At 65.8% G+C, this 15,499-nt stretch carries 16 protein-coding genes; 6 read left to right on the top strand and 10 right to left on the bottom strand.

The genetic code is table 11. The annotated features are described in order from the left end of the window. Positions 1–55: 55 nt before the first annotated feature. Positions 56–1,255 carry an aminotransferase class I/II-fold pyridoxal phosphate-dependent enzyme gene (locus ACYVGY_RS03215; RefSeq protein WP_460456024.1) on the bottom strand — a complete coding sequence of 400 codons (1,200 nt, stop codon included), beginning with the start codon at positions 1,253–1,255 and terminating at the stop codon, positions 56–58. A gap of 136 nt (positions 1,256–1,391) precedes the next feature. Between ACYVGY_RS03215 and ACYVGY_RS03210 the strand changes: the two genes are divergently transcribed. Genes ACYVGY_RS03210 through ACYVGY_RS03200 form a run of 3 tightly spaced genes read left to right on the top strand, consistent with a single transcriptional unit; the run spans position 1,392 to position 3,876 of the window. After that, positions 1,392–2,123 carry a hypothetical protein gene (locus tag ACYVGY_RS03210; protein WP_460456023.1) on the top strand — a complete coding sequence of 244 codons (732 nt, stop codon included), beginning with the start codon at positions 1,392–1,394 and terminating at the stop codon, positions 2,121–2,123. Further along, a complete protein-coding gene (locus ACYVGY_RS03205) occupies positions 2,120–3,286 on the top strand; it encodes a M48 family metallopeptidase (protein ID WP_460456022.1) in 1,167 nt (388 codons plus the stop codon). Before ACYVGY_RS03210 ends, ACYVGY_RS03205 begins: the two co-directional genes overlap by 4 nt. Next, entirely contained in the window at positions 3,283–3,876 is a 594-nt protein-coding gene (locus ACYVGY_RS03200; RefSeq protein ID WP_460456021.1) for a hypothetical protein, read from the top strand. The genes ACYVGY_RS03205 and ACYVGY_RS03200 overlap by 4 nt, the downstream gene beginning before the upstream one ends. A 41-nt stretch (positions 3,877–3,917) precedes the next feature. Here the strand turns inward: ACYVGY_RS03200 and ACYVGY_RS03195 are convergent, their stop codons facing one another. Beyond that, positions 3,918–4,427: a peptidylprolyl isomerase gene (locus ACYVGY_RS03195; RefSeq protein ID WP_460456020.1), complete on the bottom strand. Its 510-nt coding sequence runs from the start codon at positions 4,425–4,427 to the stop codon at positions 3,918–3,920. A gap of 161 nt (positions 4,428–4,588) precedes the next feature. Between ACYVGY_RS03195 and typA the strand changes: the two genes are divergently transcribed. The 3 genes from typA (at position 4,589) to ACYVGY_RS03180 (ending at position 8,892) form a co-directional block, all read left to right on the top strand. Then, a complete protein-coding gene (gene typA, locus ACYVGY_RS03190) occupies positions 4,589–6,430 on the top strand; it encodes a translational GTPase TypA (protein WP_460456019.1) in 1,842 nt (613 codons plus the stop codon). A 30-nt stretch (positions 6,431–6,460) separates the two neighbouring features. Next, the gene (locus tag ACYVGY_RS03185; protein WP_460456018.1) at positions 6,461–7,228 is read left to right on the top strand and encodes a sulfite exporter TauE/SafE family protein; all 768 of its coding nucleotides are present in this window, start codon (positions 6,461–6,463) and stop codon (positions 7,226–7,228) included. A 77-nt stretch (positions 7,229–7,305) separates the two neighbouring features. Continuing rightward, complete coding sequence (locus ACYVGY_RS03180; protein WP_460456017.1) at positions 7,306–8,892, top strand: amidase; 1,587 nt, start codon at positions 7,306–7,308, stop codon at positions 8,890–8,892. A 35-nt stretch (positions 8,893–8,927) separates the two neighbouring features. Here the strand turns inward: ACYVGY_RS03180 and ACYVGY_RS03175 are convergent, their stop codons facing one another. The 8 genes from ACYVGY_RS03175 to secY all read right to left on the bottom strand — a co-directional run bounded on the left by ACYVGY_RS03175 (position 8,928) and on the right by secY (position 15,496). Then, the gene (locus ACYVGY_RS03175; protein ID WP_460456016.1) at positions 8,928–10,322 is read right to left on the bottom strand and encodes a class II 3-deoxy-7-phosphoheptulonate synthase; all 1,395 of its coding nucleotides are present in this window, start codon (positions 10,320–10,322) and stop codon (positions 8,928–8,930) included. An 81-nt stretch (positions 10,323–10,403) separates the two neighbouring features. Further along, entirely contained in the window at positions 10,404–10,916 is a 513-nt protein-coding gene (locus tag ACYVGY_RS03170; RefSeq protein WP_460456015.1) for a disulfide bond formation protein B, read from the bottom strand. Between the two features lie 123 nt (positions 10,917–11,039). Further along, positions 11,040–11,420, bottom strand: coding sequence for a 50S ribosomal protein L17 (rplQ, locus tag ACYVGY_RS03165; RefSeq protein ID WP_460456014.1), 381 nt, complete (start codon positions 11,418–11,420; stop codon positions 11,040–11,042). Positions 11,421–11,449: 29 nt separating this feature from the next. Continuing rightward, complete coding sequence (locus ACYVGY_RS03160; RefSeq protein ID WP_460456013.1) at positions 11,450–12,445, bottom strand: DNA-directed RNA polymerase subunit alpha; 996 nt, start codon at positions 12,443–12,445, stop codon at positions 11,450–11,452. A 23-nt stretch (positions 12,446–12,468) separates the two neighbouring features. Next, positions 12,469–13,098 (bottom strand): 30S ribosomal protein S4, encoded by a 630-nt coding sequence (gene rpsD, locus ACYVGY_RS03155; protein ID WP_460456012.1) that lies wholly within the window; start codon positions 13,096–13,098, stop codon positions 12,469–12,471. A gap of 21 nt (positions 13,099–13,119) precedes the next feature. Next, positions 13,120–13,509, bottom strand: coding sequence for a 30S ribosomal protein S11 (rpsK, locus tag ACYVGY_RS03150; protein ID WP_034213261.1), 390 nt, complete (start codon positions 13,507–13,509; stop codon positions 13,120–13,122). Positions 13,510–13,521: 12 nt separating this feature from the next. Then, positions 13,522–13,878, bottom strand: a complete 357-nt coding sequence (gene rpsM, locus ACYVGY_RS03145) for a 30S ribosomal protein S13 (RefSeq protein ID WP_460456011.1) — start codon at positions 13,876–13,878, stop codon at positions 13,522–13,524. Positions 13,879–14,125: 247 nt separating this feature from the next. After that, the gene (gene secY / locus ACYVGY_RS03140; RefSeq protein ID WP_460456010.1) at positions 14,126–15,496 is read right to left on the bottom strand and encodes a preprotein translocase subunit SecY; all 1,371 of its coding nucleotides are present in this window, start codon (positions 15,494–15,496) and stop codon (positions 14,126–14,128) included. Between the last annotated feature and the right edge of the window lie 3 nt (positions 15,497–15,499).

Genomic DNA, 15,499 nt, shown 5'->3' with positions numbered 1-15,499 from the left:
GCCTGAAGGCCCTCCTACAAATGAAACGGCACCCGGCGGGATGCCGCGGAACGGGTCACGAGAGTTCGGCGAAGAACTCCTGGATACGCTGCAGGCCCTTGGGCAACTGCTCGGTCGGACAGGTGTAGCTGATGCGCATTGCGCGCGGCTCGCCGAAGGCAGAGCCGGGCACGCAGGCAACGCCCTTGGCCTCGAGCAGCACGCTGCAGAAATCAACGTCGTTGGCGACCTTGACGCCCTTGTGCGACTTGCCGAAGGCGCAGCTGATGTCGGGGAAGACGTAGAACGCACCCTGCGGCTTCGGGCAGATCACGCCGGGGATCGCATTCATGGTGTCCACCACCATGTCGCGCTTGGCCTGGAACTCGGCGCACTTGCCGGTCGGCACGTCCTGCGGACCGGTCAAAGCGGCAACCGCTGCGGCGGTGACCACTTCGGGCAGGTTGGTGATGTGGGTCGAGTTGAGCACCGTCACCGCCTTGGCGACGACCTCCGGCCCGGCCATGAAGCCGACGCGCCAGCCCGGCATGCCGTAGGTCTTGGACAGCGAGTCGACGAAGATCACGCGATCGCGCAGCTCGGGACGGGCGTGGACGAAGTTGTGGTAGCCCAGGCCGTCGAAGACCATCGTGTTGTAGATGTCGTCGGTGATGACCCAGGTGTCCGGATGCTTGGCCACGACCTCAGCCAGCGCCGCGATTTCCTCGCGGGTGTAGACCATGCCGGTCGGGTTGTTGGGGTTGTTGAACAGGAACACCTTGGGCTTGGTCGCCAGCGCCGCGTCCAGCTGGGCGGGCGTGAGCTTGTAGTCCTGGCTGGCCGGGCAAGGCAGCTCGAGGATCTTCGCATCCAGCACTTCGGCGATGTCGGCGTAGGTGGTCCAGTACGGCACGGCGTAGGCGATGGTGTCGCCCTCGTCCAGCAAGGCCTCGGCCAGGTTGTAGAGGATGTGTTTGGCGCCGATGCCGGTCGAACAGTTGAGCCGGGTGTAACCCGTCAGGCCGAGTCCGTCCAGATGATGCAAAAAGGCGTCGAGCAGCGCATCGGAGCCGCGGTTGCTGCCGTACTGGCCGCTGTCCTTGTCCAGGGCGTCGCGGGCGGCGGCGTAGACGTGCTCGCCGGGCAGGAAGTTGGGAACGCCGATGGAGAAGCTGACGATATCGCGGCCTTCGGCCTTGAGCTTCTTGGCCTTGTCGGCGACGGCCATGATGGCGCTGGGCTTGGCACGGCCCATGCGCTTGGCAAGCTGGGGCATCGCAATCCTCGCAGGGGTTTGTGGCGGGGCTGAAAAACCCCGTAACAATACCATGCACGCCGCCCTGCCGGCCCCGATGCGGACTTGCCCGCCGCCCACTTTCGGGCATGCTGGCGTCAGGAGGAACGCCATGCCAATGACCCGCCACATCCGCTTTCGCCTTGTCTGGACCCTGGTCCTATGGCTGCCGCTGCAGGCGCTTGCCTACGACCAGAACCGCGTCGCCACCGACGACGCCGGCCAGCGCCTGCGCATCCAGGGCAGCGTGGTGGTGGTGGAGCCCGACATCGAACTGACCGAGGTCACCGCCGGCGGCATGCAGGAGCCGCGCCGGGAGTGGTCGGACGCTGCGCGCCAGCACTTCCCGGCCCAGGTCGCCCGCCTGCTCGACAGCGGCGGGACGGCCCGTCGGCCCGACTTCGACCTCCCCGATGACCTGGACCCCGGATCCCGGCTGGGCCAGGTGGTCCGGCTGAATGAAGCGGTGGCCACCAGCATCGCCGTCTACACCCGGTCCGGCAGCTACCTGGCTACCAAGGACCGCCGGCTCGACTGGACCCTGGGCCCCGGCGTGGAGGCCCTGCGCGAGGCCACGGGCGCGGACTACGCGCTGTTCACCTATATCCGCGACAGCTATGCCAGCACTGGCCGCAAAGCCATGCGCACGCTCGGCTTCCTGGCCGGCGCGGCCATGGGCGGCTACGTCGATATCGGCGGCGGCCAACAGGTCGGCGTCGCGACCCTGGTCGACCTGCGCACCGGGCAAGTGGTCTGGTTCAACCTGATGTCGAACCAGTCGGGTGACCTGCGCGACGCCGAGGGCGCGGCGGAGACCGTGGAGGACATGCTGTCGGGGCTGCCGCTGTGAGCCGGCGCCCTGCCCTGCTGCTTGCCGGCCTGCTGGCGCTGGCTTCGCCGGCCCTGCTGGCGGTGGACCCGGCCCGTCCCGGGCAACGCCCGCCGGCCGGTAGCGATGAGGATGAGCTCTGGTACGCGATGGAGCGCGCCGAACGCGAGCTGCAGCAGCACCCCAGCCGGGTGCGCGACCCGGCCCTGAATGAATACGTGCGCGGGGTCGCCTGCCGGGTCGCCGTCGACCATTGCGGCGACATGCGCGTCTACATCGTCGAACAACCTTGGTTCAACGCCTCCATGTCGCCCAACGGCATGATGATCGTATGGACCGGCGCCTTGCTGCGCTTCCAGGACGAGGCCGAATTGGCCCTGGTGCTGGGCCACGAGTTCGCCCATTTCCGCCAGCGTCATTCGATCCAGCAATGGCGCCGGGCCAAGCGCAGCTCCGCCTTCCTGGGCTCGTTCGGCCTTCTGGCCTGGGGTGGCGGTGCCGGCGCAGCCGGCTATCTCGCCAACATCCTGGGCACGGCAAGCATGTACCAGTTCTCCCGCGACGCCGAGCGCGAGGCCGACCGTCTCGGCTTCGAGGTCGCCACGGGCGAGGGCTACGACGCCCACGCCGGAGCAAGACTTTGGCAGCGCATGAAAGACGAGGAGGACGCGCGCCGCTACGGCAAGCCGGTGCCGGTGTTCGCCAGCCACCCCAAGACCGCCGAACGACTGGAAGACGTGCGGGAAGCCGCCGCGGCCAGCGCACAGGCGACTGGCGAATCGGGCCGCGAAGACTACCGGCGCGCGGTGCGCCCGTTCTTGTCGCACTGGCTGGCCATGGATCTCTCGCGCCGGATGTACGACTCCTCGGTGCGCGTGATCACCGACCTGCGCGAACTCGCCGAGCCCGAGCTCCAGGCCACCTACGCTTTCTTCCAGGGCGAGGCGCACCGGCGCCGCGCCGCCGACGGTGACTTGGACCGCGCCCACGCGCTCTACGCCGAAGCGGTCGCCCTGCCCGCCCCGCCCGCCGCCGCCTTCCGCGAGCATGGGCTGGCGCTGCGGGCGCAGGGTGCCCGTGCGGAGGCCGCCGCATCCCTGACGCGATATCTTGAGATGGCGCCCGATGCCGAGGATGCGGCCTTCGTTCGCCTTTACCTGTCGGAACTGGAGACCGCCAAATGAGCCGGAAGCTATTGCGCGCTGCGGCCCTGGCCCTGGCGTTCGTGCTGCTGGCCGCCTGTGCCAGCGGCGGCGCCGGCGGCCGGCTGCAGGAGGCCGGCGATGCCCGCGTGTTCGACCTGGCGCTGGACACTGACCTGGACTGGGCCCGACTGAAAGCGCCGCGCCAGGAACAATGGACGATAGACGGCGCACCCCTGAACCAGCTGCTGATCATTTCCAGGGTCAAGTCGGGCGAACACGTGTTCCTGGGCGCCAAGCAGCGCCGTGGCCGCCCCGACGGCCCGTGGTTCCGCACCGGCATGCGGCCGGACGAGGTGCGCGATGTCGTGCTCGATGGCCTGCGCGGCAGCGGCTGGGCGAACGTGCGCGGCAGCGACCTGCGGCCGGCACGCTGGGGCGCCAGCCCAGGGCTGCGTTTCGAACTGGCTTTGGACAACCCGGGCGGGCTGATGTATCGCGGCATGGCAACCGCCGCCGAACGCGAAGGTCGCCTGACCCTGCTGGTCTGGATCGCCCCGGCCGAGCACTACTACGGGCGGGACGCAGACGCGGTTTCGCGGCTGTTCGACAGCCTCCGCTTCGTGGAATAGACGCGCTGGCCGGGGCTGTGCGTCCCGGCCAGCGCCGTCACTCAGGCCTTGGCGTCAATCGCCTTGTTCCACTCGCTGACGCGGGCTTCCTGGCTGGCGAGCAGCGCGGCGGTGTCACCCTCGATCTTGACGCTCTCGATCTTGTCGCCGCCGCGCACGGCGTCCACGACCTGCTGGTCACCGGCGCCGATGACTTCGCCGAACACGGTGTGCTTGCCGTCCAGCCACGGGGTGGCGACGTGGGTGATGAAGAACTGGCTGCCGTTGGTGCCCGGGCCGGCATTGGCCATGGACAGCACGCCCGGCTTGTCGTGGCGCAGCTCGGCGCAGCACTCGTCCTCGAAGCGGTAGCCAGGGTTGCCGGTGCCGGTGCCGCTGGGGCAGCCGCCCTGGATCATGAAATCGGGGATGACGCGGTGGAAGCTCAGGCCGTCATAGAAGCCGCGCTGGACCAGGTTGACGAAGTTGGCGACCGTCAGCGGCGCCTTGTCGGCGTGCAGCTTGATGCGGATCGGGCCGCGGGAGGTGGTGAAAACGGCGGTCAGGGACATGCGGGGCTCCGGTGCGGGTGCCGGGCTTATCCCGGCGGATCGACTAGAATGCCACAGGACAAGTGAGCCCCGCGCAGCTGAACAAGCGTTCAGGATAGGTTTTCCTCTATAATCGTCGGCTTCCTCAGCCACGAGCAGCGCGCCGCCAGGCGTCTATCCGCATGTCCATTGAAAAGCTCCGCAACATCGCCATCGTCGCTCACGTCGACCATGGCAAGACCACCCTGGTCGATCAGCTGCTCAAGCAGTCCAACACCCTGGGCGAGCGCCAGCAGCTCGCCGAGCGCGCAATGGACAGCAACGACATCGAGAAAGAACGCGGCATCACCATTCTGTCCAAGAACACCGCGATCCGCTGGACCGCGCCGGACGGCCAGGAATACCGCATCAACATCGTCGACACCCCGGGCCATGCCGACTTCGGTGGCGAGGTCGAGCGCGTGCTGTCGATGGTCGACTCGGTGCTGATCCTGGTGGACGCGATGGACGGCCCCATGCCGCAGACCCGCTTCGTGACCCAGAAGGCCTTCGCGATGGGCTTCAAGCCGATCGTGGTGATCAACAAGGTCGACCGCCCGGGCGCGCGCCCGGACTGGGTGCTCAACCAGACCTTCGACCTGTTCGATCGCCTGGGCGCCACCGACGAGCAGCTCGACTTCACCACCGTCTACGCCTCCGGCCTGAACGGCTACGCCGGCATGGACGAATCGATCCGCGCCGGTGATATGACGCCGCTGTTCCAGACCATCGTCGACAAGGTGGCGCCGCCGCCGGTGGACATGGACGGCCCGTTCCAGATGCGCATCACCTCGCTCGACTACAACAACTACGTCGGCATCATCGGTGTTGGCCGCGTGCAGCGCGGCACCATTCGCACCAACCAGCAGGTCACGGTGGTCGCGCGCGACGGCAAGACCCGCAACGCCAAGGTGCTGCAGGTGCTCGGCTTCATGGGCCTGGAGCGCCATGAAGTGAAGGAAGCGGGCGCGGGTGACATCATCGCGATCTCCGGCATCGAAGGCCTCGGCATTTCCGACACCATCTGCGACGTCGGCTCGGCCGAACAGCTGCCGGTGCTCACGGTCGACGAGCCGACCATCTCGATGACCTTCCAGGTCAACGACTCGCCGTTCGCCGGCACCAAGGACCGCAGCGGCGGCAAGTTCCTGACCTCGCGCCAGCTGCGTGATCGCCTGATGCGCGAGACCCAGCACAACGTCGCGCTGAAGGTCGAAGACACCGCCGACGCCGACAAGTTCAAGGTCAGCGGTCGCGGCGAGCTGCACCTCTCGATCCTGATCGAAACCATGCGCCGCGAGGGCTACGAGCTGGCCGTGTCGCGTCCGGAAGTGATCATCAAGGAAATCGACGGCGTGAAGTCCGAGCCGTTCGAGGCTCTGGTCGTCGATCTCGAGGAGCAGTACCAGGGCGGCGTGATGCAGCGCCTGGGCGAGCGCAAGGCGATCCTCCAGAACATGGAGCCGGACGGCAAGGGTCGCGTCCGTATCGACTTCCTGATCCCGGCACGCGGCCTGATCGGGTTCCAGACCGAGTTCCGTACCATCACCGCCGGCACCGGCCTGCTGTTCCACGTCTTCGACCACTACGCGCCGAAGCAGGAAGGCGAGATCGGCCAGCGCCAGAACGGCGTGCTGATCTCCAACGGCCAGGGCCCGTCGCCGGCCTACGCGCAGATCGCGATGCAGGAGCGCGGCCGACTGATGGTCGAGCCGGGCGAGGAAATCTACGAAGGCCAGATCGTCGGCATCCACTCCAAGGACAATGACCTCACCGTCAATGCCCTGCGCGGCAAGCAGCTGACCAACTTCCGCGCCTCGGGCACCGACAAGGACGAAGGCCTGATTCCGCCGATCAAGTTCTCGCTCGAGCAGGCGCTGGAGTTCATCGACGACGACGAGCTCGTCGAGATCACCCCGGTCGCGATTCGCCTGCGCAAGAAGTACCGCACCGAGAACGACCGCAAGAAGGCTTCGCGCGGCTAAGCCGGAGCCTTTCCCGCAGCAGGCACGGCCATGACGGCCGAACTGTGGCTGCTGACCGCGTTGGCCGGCTTCGCCGCCGGCCTGCTCGACAGCATCGTCGGCGGCGGCGGACTCATCCTCACGCCCGCGATGCTCAACCTGCATCCGGGCCTGAACATCCTCCAGGCCATCGCCACCCAGCGCACCAGCTCGCTGCTGGGCACCAGCGTGGCGGCCTGGAATTATTTCCGGCACGTGGTGGTCGAGCGGCGCATCGTCGTTCCGGCCCTGGTCGCTGCCCTCGCCTTCTCGGCCATCGGCGTGCAGTTCGCCAAGCGGGCCGATCCCGAGTTCCTGAAGATGGCGGTGCTGGTGGTCTGCGTCCTGCTGGCCATCTACACCGTATTTCGCAAGGACCTGGGCCAGAAGGAGGTACGCCGCTTCCCTCCTCATCGCGAGGCCTGGGCGTCCGTGGCGGTCGGCAGCGCCTGCGGCTTCTACAACGGCCTGATTGGACCCGGCACCGGCACCTTGATGGTGTTCGCCTTCGTCAGCGTGATCGGACTGGATTTCCTCAAATCCTCGGCGGTTTCCAAGTCCACCAATGTCGCCGCCGACCTCAGTTCGTGGACCGTGCTGGCGCTGTCGGGCTATGTGGTGTGGCTGCTGGCGATCCCGCTGATCGTTGGCAACATGCTCGGCAGCTACATCGGCAGCAAGCTGGCCATCCGCAAGGGCGACCGATTCATCCGCATGGTGTTCCTGGCGGTGGTGCTGGCGCTGGTGGCGCGCCTGGCCTGGGGTGTGTTCTTCACCTGAGGCACGTTGCAGCACCCGGCGGCGGACGCAATACTCGGGGCGCGGCGCGCGTCGCCCGCGCCACCGGGATACTCCTCATGCATCGACTTCTTCCGCTCGCCCTGTTGACGCTGCTGGTGGCCTGCAGTCAGCCCCCGGCACCTGCGCAAACGGAAACCGCCCTCCAGCCGGTCGAGATCAAGCTCGAGGAACTGGACGTGGCGCAGGCCCAGGCCCGCATGACGGCCGGCGAGTTCACGGCCGAAGCCCTCACCGCCGCCTACCTCGCCCGCATCGAGCTTATTGACGACCAAGGCCCGACGATCAACGCGGTGATCGAGATCAACCCCGATGCACTGACGCACGCGCGCGCCCTGGACGCTGAGCGGGCCGGCGGCAAGCTCCGCGGCCCGCTGCACGGCATCCCGGTACTGCTCAAGGACAACATCGATGCGGTAGGCATGGCCAATAGCGCCGGCTCGCTGGCGCTGGCCGACAACCAGCCCACCCGCGATGCCTTCCTGGTCGCGCGGCTGCGCAACGCCGGCGCGGTGATCCTGGGCAAGACCAACCTCAGCGAATGGGCCAACTTCCGCTCCACGCGTTCAAGCTCGGGCTGGAGTTCGCGCGGTGGCCAGACGCGCAACCCCTACGTGCTCGACCGCAATCCCTGCGGTTCCAGCGCGGGCACCGGCAGCGCCATCTCGGCCAGCCTGGCGACGGTGGGCGTAGGCACCGAAACCGACGGCAGCATCATCTGCCCTTCGGCGGTGAACGGCCTGGTGGGGCTGAAGCCGACCGTGGGCGTCGTCAGCCGCGACGGCATCATTCCCATTTCCATATCGCAGGACACCGCCGGGCCGATGGGGCGCAGCGTCGCCGACGTGGCAGCACTGATGAATGCGTTAGCCGGGATGGACGAAGCCGACCCGGCCGCGCATGCGGCCGCCGGCAACCTGCCGCTGGATTACACCGCCGCACTCGATGCCAATGCGCTGGCGGGCAAGCGCCTGGGCGTGCTGCGGCAGGCCATGGGCTACCACCCGGCGGTGGACGCCAACGTCGAGGCCTCGATCGCCGCGCTGCGGGCCGCAGGCGCCGAGGTGGTGGACGTGCGGATCGAGACGCTCGGTCAATGGAGCGCGGACGAACTGAACGTGCTGCTGTACGAATTCAAGGACGGCCTCAATGCCTACCTTGCCGATCGGCCGAACGTGCCGGGCTCGCTGGAGGCGCTGGTCGCCTGGAACACCGCGAACGCAGCACAGGCGATGCCCTGGTTCGCCCAGGAGCTGTTCGTACTCGCTCAGGCCAAGGGCGGCCTGGATACTCCGGACTATCTGCGCGCCCGCGATCGCATCCGCCGTCTGGCGGGCGAGGATGGTCTGCTCAAGGTGCTCGATGCCGAGCGGCTCGACGCCGTCATCGCGCCCAGCACTTCACCGGCCTGGCCCACTGACTGGATCAATGGCGACCACTTCACGGGCGCTGGCTACGGCGTGGCGGCCGTCGCGGGCACGCCCAGCCTGACGGTGCCTTCGGGCGAGGTGCAGGGGCTGCCGATCGGCCTGGTGTTCATGGGGCGGCCCTATAGCGAGCCGGAACTGCTGGCCATGGGCTACGCCTTCGAGCAGGGCACCCGGGCTCGCCGGGCGCCTCGTTTCCTGCAGACGCTGGCGCCCTGAGGAAAGCGCCGGGGCACACGGCCCCGGCCGCCGACTCAGGCCTTGGCCGGTCTTGCCAGCTGACCCTGCTTGCGCACGATCAGCATCGCGATTTCCAAGGACTGCTCGTAGTTCAGGCGCGGATCGACGGTGGAGCGATAGGCACGCTCAAGGTCGATGTCGGTGAGATCGCGGGCGCCACCCGTGCATTCGGTGACGTTTTCACCGGTCAGCTCCAGATGCATACCGCCCAGGCGGGTCCCGGCGGCGGCGTGCAGCTCGAAGCTGGCTTCGACCTCACTGCGTATGTTGGCGAAACGGCGCGTCTTGAACCCGTTGCTGGTGCTCTCGGTGTTGCCATGCATGGGATCGCAAATCCAAAGCACACGGCGCCCTTCCTTGCGCATGGCGTCGAGCAGCGGCGGCAACTGGTCCGCGACCTTGGCGGCGCCCATCCGATGGATGTAGCTCAGGCGGCCCGGTTCGTTTTCAGGGTTCAGCACGTCGGTCAAACGCAGCAGTTGGTCCGGCGTCACCGAAGGACCGATCTTGACCGCGATCGGGTTGCGTATGCCGCGAAAATACTCGGTGTGGGCGCCGTCCAGCGCCGCCGTGCGCATGCCGATCCAGGGGAAATGCGTGGACAGATTGAACCAGCCCCACTGGCGCGGCACCTGGCGCGTCAGCGCCTCCTCGTAGGGCAGCAGCAAGGCCTCGTGGGAGGTATAGAAATCCGCCCGATTGAGGTTATGCAGCGACTCGCCAGCGATGGTTTCCATGAAGCGCACGGCATCGCCGACGGCGGCCACCATCTTCTGGTACTCGTCCGAGAGCGGCGAATGACCCACCCAGCCCAAATCCCAATATTCCGGGTGGTGCAGGTCGGCGAAACCGCCGTCCACCAGGGCGCGGACAAAGTTCATCGTCATCGCCGAACGGGCGTGTCCCTTCACCATCCGCCGTGGATCCGGCGTGCGCGCCTCGGCGGTGAACTCTGGCTGGTTGATGAAATCGCCGCGGTAGCTAGGCAGGGAAATACCGCCCTTTTCCTCGATGTCAGCTGAGCGCGGCTTGGCGTATTGCCCGGCGAATCGTCCTACCCGCACCACCGGCAAACGTAGCCCGTGGACCAGCACCAGGCTCATCTGCAGCAGCACCTTGAGGCGATTGGAGATCCGTCCTGACTCGCAGTCGGCGAAACTCTCGGCGCAATCACCGCCCTGAAGCAGGAAGCGCTTGCCCTCCTGGGCCTCGGCCAGCTGCTTCTTGAGTGCCAGTATCTCCCACGACGTCACCAGCGGCGGAAGGCGCCCGAGTTCATCCTGAACTTGGGCGAGGGTCACAGGATCGGGATAGGTGGGCTGCTGGGTCGCAACGCGGCCACGCCAGCTCGCCGGCGTCCAATCGCCGGGGACTGACACGGGCTGCAGGTTGCGATCGTTGGCGCTCATCGGGGTTCCGTCTTGGAAGGGGAAGGAAATCATGCCACAGGGTCTCCGTGGCGATGTCAGGACGCTGTGTTGGGAAAGACCTCAGCTGCGCTTTTTCAGCGCCGCCCAAAGCGCGCCCAGGCCAAGCGAGACGAACCACAGCAGGGTCCAGGCAGGCATCGAAACGCCGAGGAAGGTCCAGTCCACCTTAGCGCATTCGCCGGAGCCGGCAAGAATCTTCGACAGCGCATTAAGCGGGCCCATGACTTCGACCATATAGTCCAGGCCCATGCTGCTGCATAGCGGAACATCCCCGGGCGGCAAGGACTGCAGCCAGACGTGCCGGCCCGCGATACCGGCACCGACCGCCGCCGCAGCGAACGCCAGCAGACCGTAGATAGCGCGCCCCCAACGGCCGCGCGGTGAATGCAGGCCGCCGAGCAGGAACACCAGGCCCAAGCCCGCGAAAGCAATCCGCTGCAGGATGCACAGCGGACACGGCAGCATCAGCATGCCGAACTGCACGTAAAGCGCGTAGCCGATCAGGCCGAAACACAGTGCGAAACCAGTCAGGTACTGCGCACGGAAAGACCAGGAGAAAGGATTGGCTGACATCTCGGTATTCCACGACAGGGTGATCAGGTTACACGGACCACGCGGGCGAGCAGAAGTTTCCGCGAACTGAAACAAAGACCCCGGCCGGAGCCGGGGTCTGGGTATCGTGCATGGACTACCGATTTACTCGGTGTCGGCCGCAACCTGCGGGCGATCCACCAGCTCGACGTAGGCCATCGGGGCGTTGTCGCCCGGACGGAAGCCGCACTTGAGGATGCGCAGGTAGCCGCCGGGACGGGCCTGGTAACGCGGGCCCAGCTCGACGAACAGCTTGCCGACCGCTTCCTTGTCACGCAGGCGGGACATGGCCAGGCGACGATTCGCCACGCCATCGGTCTTGCCGATAGTGATGAGCGGCTCGGCAACGCGACGCAGTTCCTTGGCCTTGGGCAAGGTGGTGCGGATGAGTTCGTGCTTGATAAGAGACGCCGCCATGTTGCTGAACATCGCGTCGCGATGGGCACTGTTACGGCTGAGTTGGCGTCCGGAATTACGATGGCGCATGGTCGTGTTTCCTTAGTAAATTACCGGGCTCAGCCCAGCATGCCCTGCTGCAGGCCGGCCGGCGGCCAGTTCTCCAGCTTCATGCCGAGGGAAAGGCCGCGCTGTGCAAGCACTTCCTTGATCTCGGTGAGCGATTTCTTGCCCAGGTTCGGGGTCTTGAGCAGCTCGACCTCGGTGCGCTGGATCAGGTCGCCGATGTAGTAGATGTTCTCGGCCTTGAGGCAGTTGGCCGAACGCACCGTCAGTTCCAGGTCGTCGATCGGGCGCAGAAGCACCGGATCGATGCCCGTCGCAGACGGCTTGGCGGCACTGCGGTCACGCTGCGTGAAGTCGCCGAACACCGACAGCTGGTCCGTGAGGATGTCAGCGGCCGTGCGGATGGCGTCTTCGGCATCGATGGTGCCGTTGGTCTCGATCTCAAGCACCAGCTTGTCCAGGTCGGTGCGCTGCTCGACGCGGGCCGCTTCCACGGCATACGCGACGCGGCGAACCGGCGAGAAAGTCGCATCCAGCACCAGGCGACCGATCGCACGGGACTCTTCGTCCGGGCGGCGGCGATCGGCGGCCGGCTGATAGCCGAAACCGCGCTCGATCTTCAGGCGCATGTTCAGCGCCGTGTCCTTGGTGAGGTGGGCAATCACGTGATCGAGGTTCAGAATCTCGACGTTGTGGTCGGTCTTGATGTCGGCAGCGGTGACGATACCCGGGCCCTTCTTCTGCAGCGTCAGCGTGGTGTGGTCCACGTTGTGCATGCGGATGGCCACGTCCTTGAGGTTGAGCAGGACTTCGAGAACGTCCTCCTGCAGACCCTCGACGGTGGTGTACTCGTGCAGCACGCCGTCAATCTCGACTTCCGTAATGGCGAAGCCGGGGATCGAAGACAAAAGCACGCGACGCAGGGCATTGCCCAGCGTGTGGCCATAGCCGCGCTCGAGCGGCTCGATGACCACCTTGGCGCGGTTGGAGCCGAGGCGTTCAATGTGGGGGCCGCGCGGACGCAGCACCGAAGTAGCGGTAACCGTCATGGTCAAGGTGTCTCCTGAGAGGATTACTTCGAGTACAACTCGACGATCAGCGCTTCATTGATATCCGCAGGCAGGTCGGCACGATCCGGGACTGCCTTGAAGACGCCGGCGAACTTCTTCGCGTCGACTTCGCACCAGCTCGGGACCAAGTCCATCTGCTGGGACAGGTTCACGGCTTCCTGGACGTTAAGGTGCTTCTGCGCCTTCTCGGTCAGGGTGACGGCATCGCCGGCCTTGATCTGGTAAGACGGCAGATTCACCGGCTTGCCATTGACCAGAACGCCCTTGTGCGACACCAGCTGGCGAGCTTGGGGGCGGGTCACGGCGAAGCCCATGCGATACACGACGTTGTCGAGGCGCTGCTCGAGCATCTGCAGCAGGGTTTCACCGGTGTTGCCCTTCTTGCGGGCAGCCTTGGTGTAGTACGAGCGGAACTGACGTTCCAGCAGGCCGTAGATACGCTTGACCTTCTGCTTCTCGCGAAGCTGGGTGGCGTAGTCGGACAGCTTGCCCTTACGGGCAACCGGGCCGTGCTGGCCAGGCTTCTGCTCAAGCTTGCACTTGGAATCGATCGCGCGAGCGGGCGACTTCAGACTGAGGTCGGCGCCTTCGCGGCGGGCGAGCTTACAGGTGGGACCAATGTAACGAGCCATTTATTTAGTCTCCAGTTCCCGTTAGACGCGGCGCTTTTTCGGCGGCCGGCACCCGTTGTGCGGGATCGGGGTCACATCGATGATGTTGGTGATCTTGTAACCGACGGCGTTCAGCGAACGCACGGCGGACTCGCGACCCGGGCCGGGGCCCTTGATGCGCACTTCCAGCGTCTTCACACCGTAGTCGAGGGCGGCCTTACCGGCCTTCTCGGCGGCCACCTGGGCGGCGAACGGGGTCGACTTACGGGAACCGCGGAAACCCGCGCCGCCCGAAGTAGCCCACGACAGCGCATTGCCCTGGCGATCGGTGATGGTAACGATGGTGTTGTTGAAAGAAGCTTGGACGTGGGCGATGCCGTCGGTGACGACTCGCTTGATCTTCTTCTTGGTCTTGACTGCCGGCTTATTCATTGGGCCAGGTCCTTACTTCTTAATGGCTTTGCGCGGACCCTTACGGGTACGGGCGTTGGTCCGGGTACGCTGACCGCGCATCGGGAGGCCGCGACGATGGCGCAGGCCGCGATAGCAGCCCAAGTCCATCAGGCGCTTGATCGACATGCCGACCTCGCGCCGGAGGTCACCCTCAACGGTGTACTTAGCCACTTCGGCGCGGATACGCTCGATTTCAGGCTCGGACAGGTCGCGAATCTTGGTGGCAGGAGCCACCTCGGCCGCGACGCAAACAAGTTTCGACCGAGTACGGCCGATACCAAAGATACTCTGCAGACCCACCCAGACATGCTTCTGGACAGGCAGGTTGACACCCGCAATGCGCGCCATCAGGCGTTCTCCAACTTAAAATTGAGCGCAGTGAATCAAGAATTATAACAGGGCTTGGGGTTCAATTGTAGCCCCCCGGATCCAAAGACCCGGGAAACCCGGCATGGGGAGTGTGCCCATGCTCCGGCGACAAGCTGGTAGTGCCCTCCCCCATCCTGGGGTTAGGCGGCCCGCGCTACTCCAGCGCAGGAACAGTTACCGGCTTATCCGCGCGCCAAGCCGCCGCGCGGACCGCCCATCGTTGGTGTCAGCTTCGGGAAAGACCCCGGCCGCCACCTTTCAGATTCGCTTTCTTCATCAGGCCCTCGTACTGATGTGACATCAGGTGGGCCTGGATTTGGGCGGTGAAGTCCATCACCACCACAACCACAATCAGCAGCGACGTGCCGCCGAAATAGAACGGAACCGACCAGAAGGACCGAATGACTTCGGGCAACAGGCAGACCAGCACCAGGTACAGCGAACCGATCAGGGTCAGCCGGGTCAGCACGCCGTCGATGTAGTCGGCGGTGGCCTTGCCCGGACGGATGCCAGGCACCAGGGCGCCCGACTTCTTGAGATTATCCGCGGTTTCCTGGGAGTTGAATACCAGCGCGGTGTAGAAGAACGCGAAGCCCATGATCAGGCCACCGTAGAGCAGCATGTGCAGCGGCTCGCTCGGCGCAAGCGCCTGGCTGAAGCTTTGCAGCCAACCGCTGAGGCGGTCGCGCCAAGCGTCGCCGGTAGGCGCGCCGGCCTGACCAAACCACTGCACCATGGTCGCCGGGAACATGATCAGGCTGGAGGCGAAGATCGCGGGGATCACGCCGGCCATGTTGAGCTTTAGCGGCAGGTGCGAGTTCTGGTTCATGTACGCCTGGCGCCCACCCTGGCGACGGGCATAGTTCACGGTGATGCGGCGCTGGCCGCGCTCCATGAACACCACGAAGTAGGTAACGCCGACCACCAGGGCCAGAATCACCAGCACTGCGAACCAGCTGAGCTCGCCACTGCTGACCTGCTGCACGGTCGAGATGGCCGCGCTCGGCAAGCTGGCGACGATACCCGCGAAGATGATCAGCGAGATACCGTTACCGATGCCGCGCTCGGTGATCTGCTCGCCCAGCCACATCAGGAAGATGGTGCCGGCGGTGAGCGCCACGATTGCTGTGAGGATGAAGCCAGGGCCCGGCGCGAACACCACGCCCGGCTGCTGCTGCAGCATGCTGGCGATCGAGCCGGCCTGAACAACGGCGAGCACGACAGCACCAATGCGCGAGTACTGGGTCAGCTTGCGCCGACCGCTCTCGCCTTCCTTCTTCATCGCCTTCCAGGGCTCGTAGATCTGGCCCATCAGCTGCACGATGATCGAGGACGAAATGTACGGAATCACGTTCAGCGCGAACAGGCTGAAGCGATTCAGGGCGCCACCGGAGAACATGTTGAACATGTCGACGATGGTGCCCTGCTGGGCCTCCATCAGTTCCAGCATCCGCTGCGGATCGATGCCCGGCACCGGGATGTAGCTACCGATGCGGTAAACGATCAGCGCAATGATCACGAAGACCAGGCGCTGGCGGAGCTCGGTGAATTTACCGAGCCCTCCCAGGGCGCTTGCTGCGGAAGTGGACTGCGTCAAGGC

It is taken from the genome of Arenimonas alkanexedens, assembly GCF_054781355.1.
This window is presented reverse-complemented; position numbering and strand designations above follow the sequence as displayed.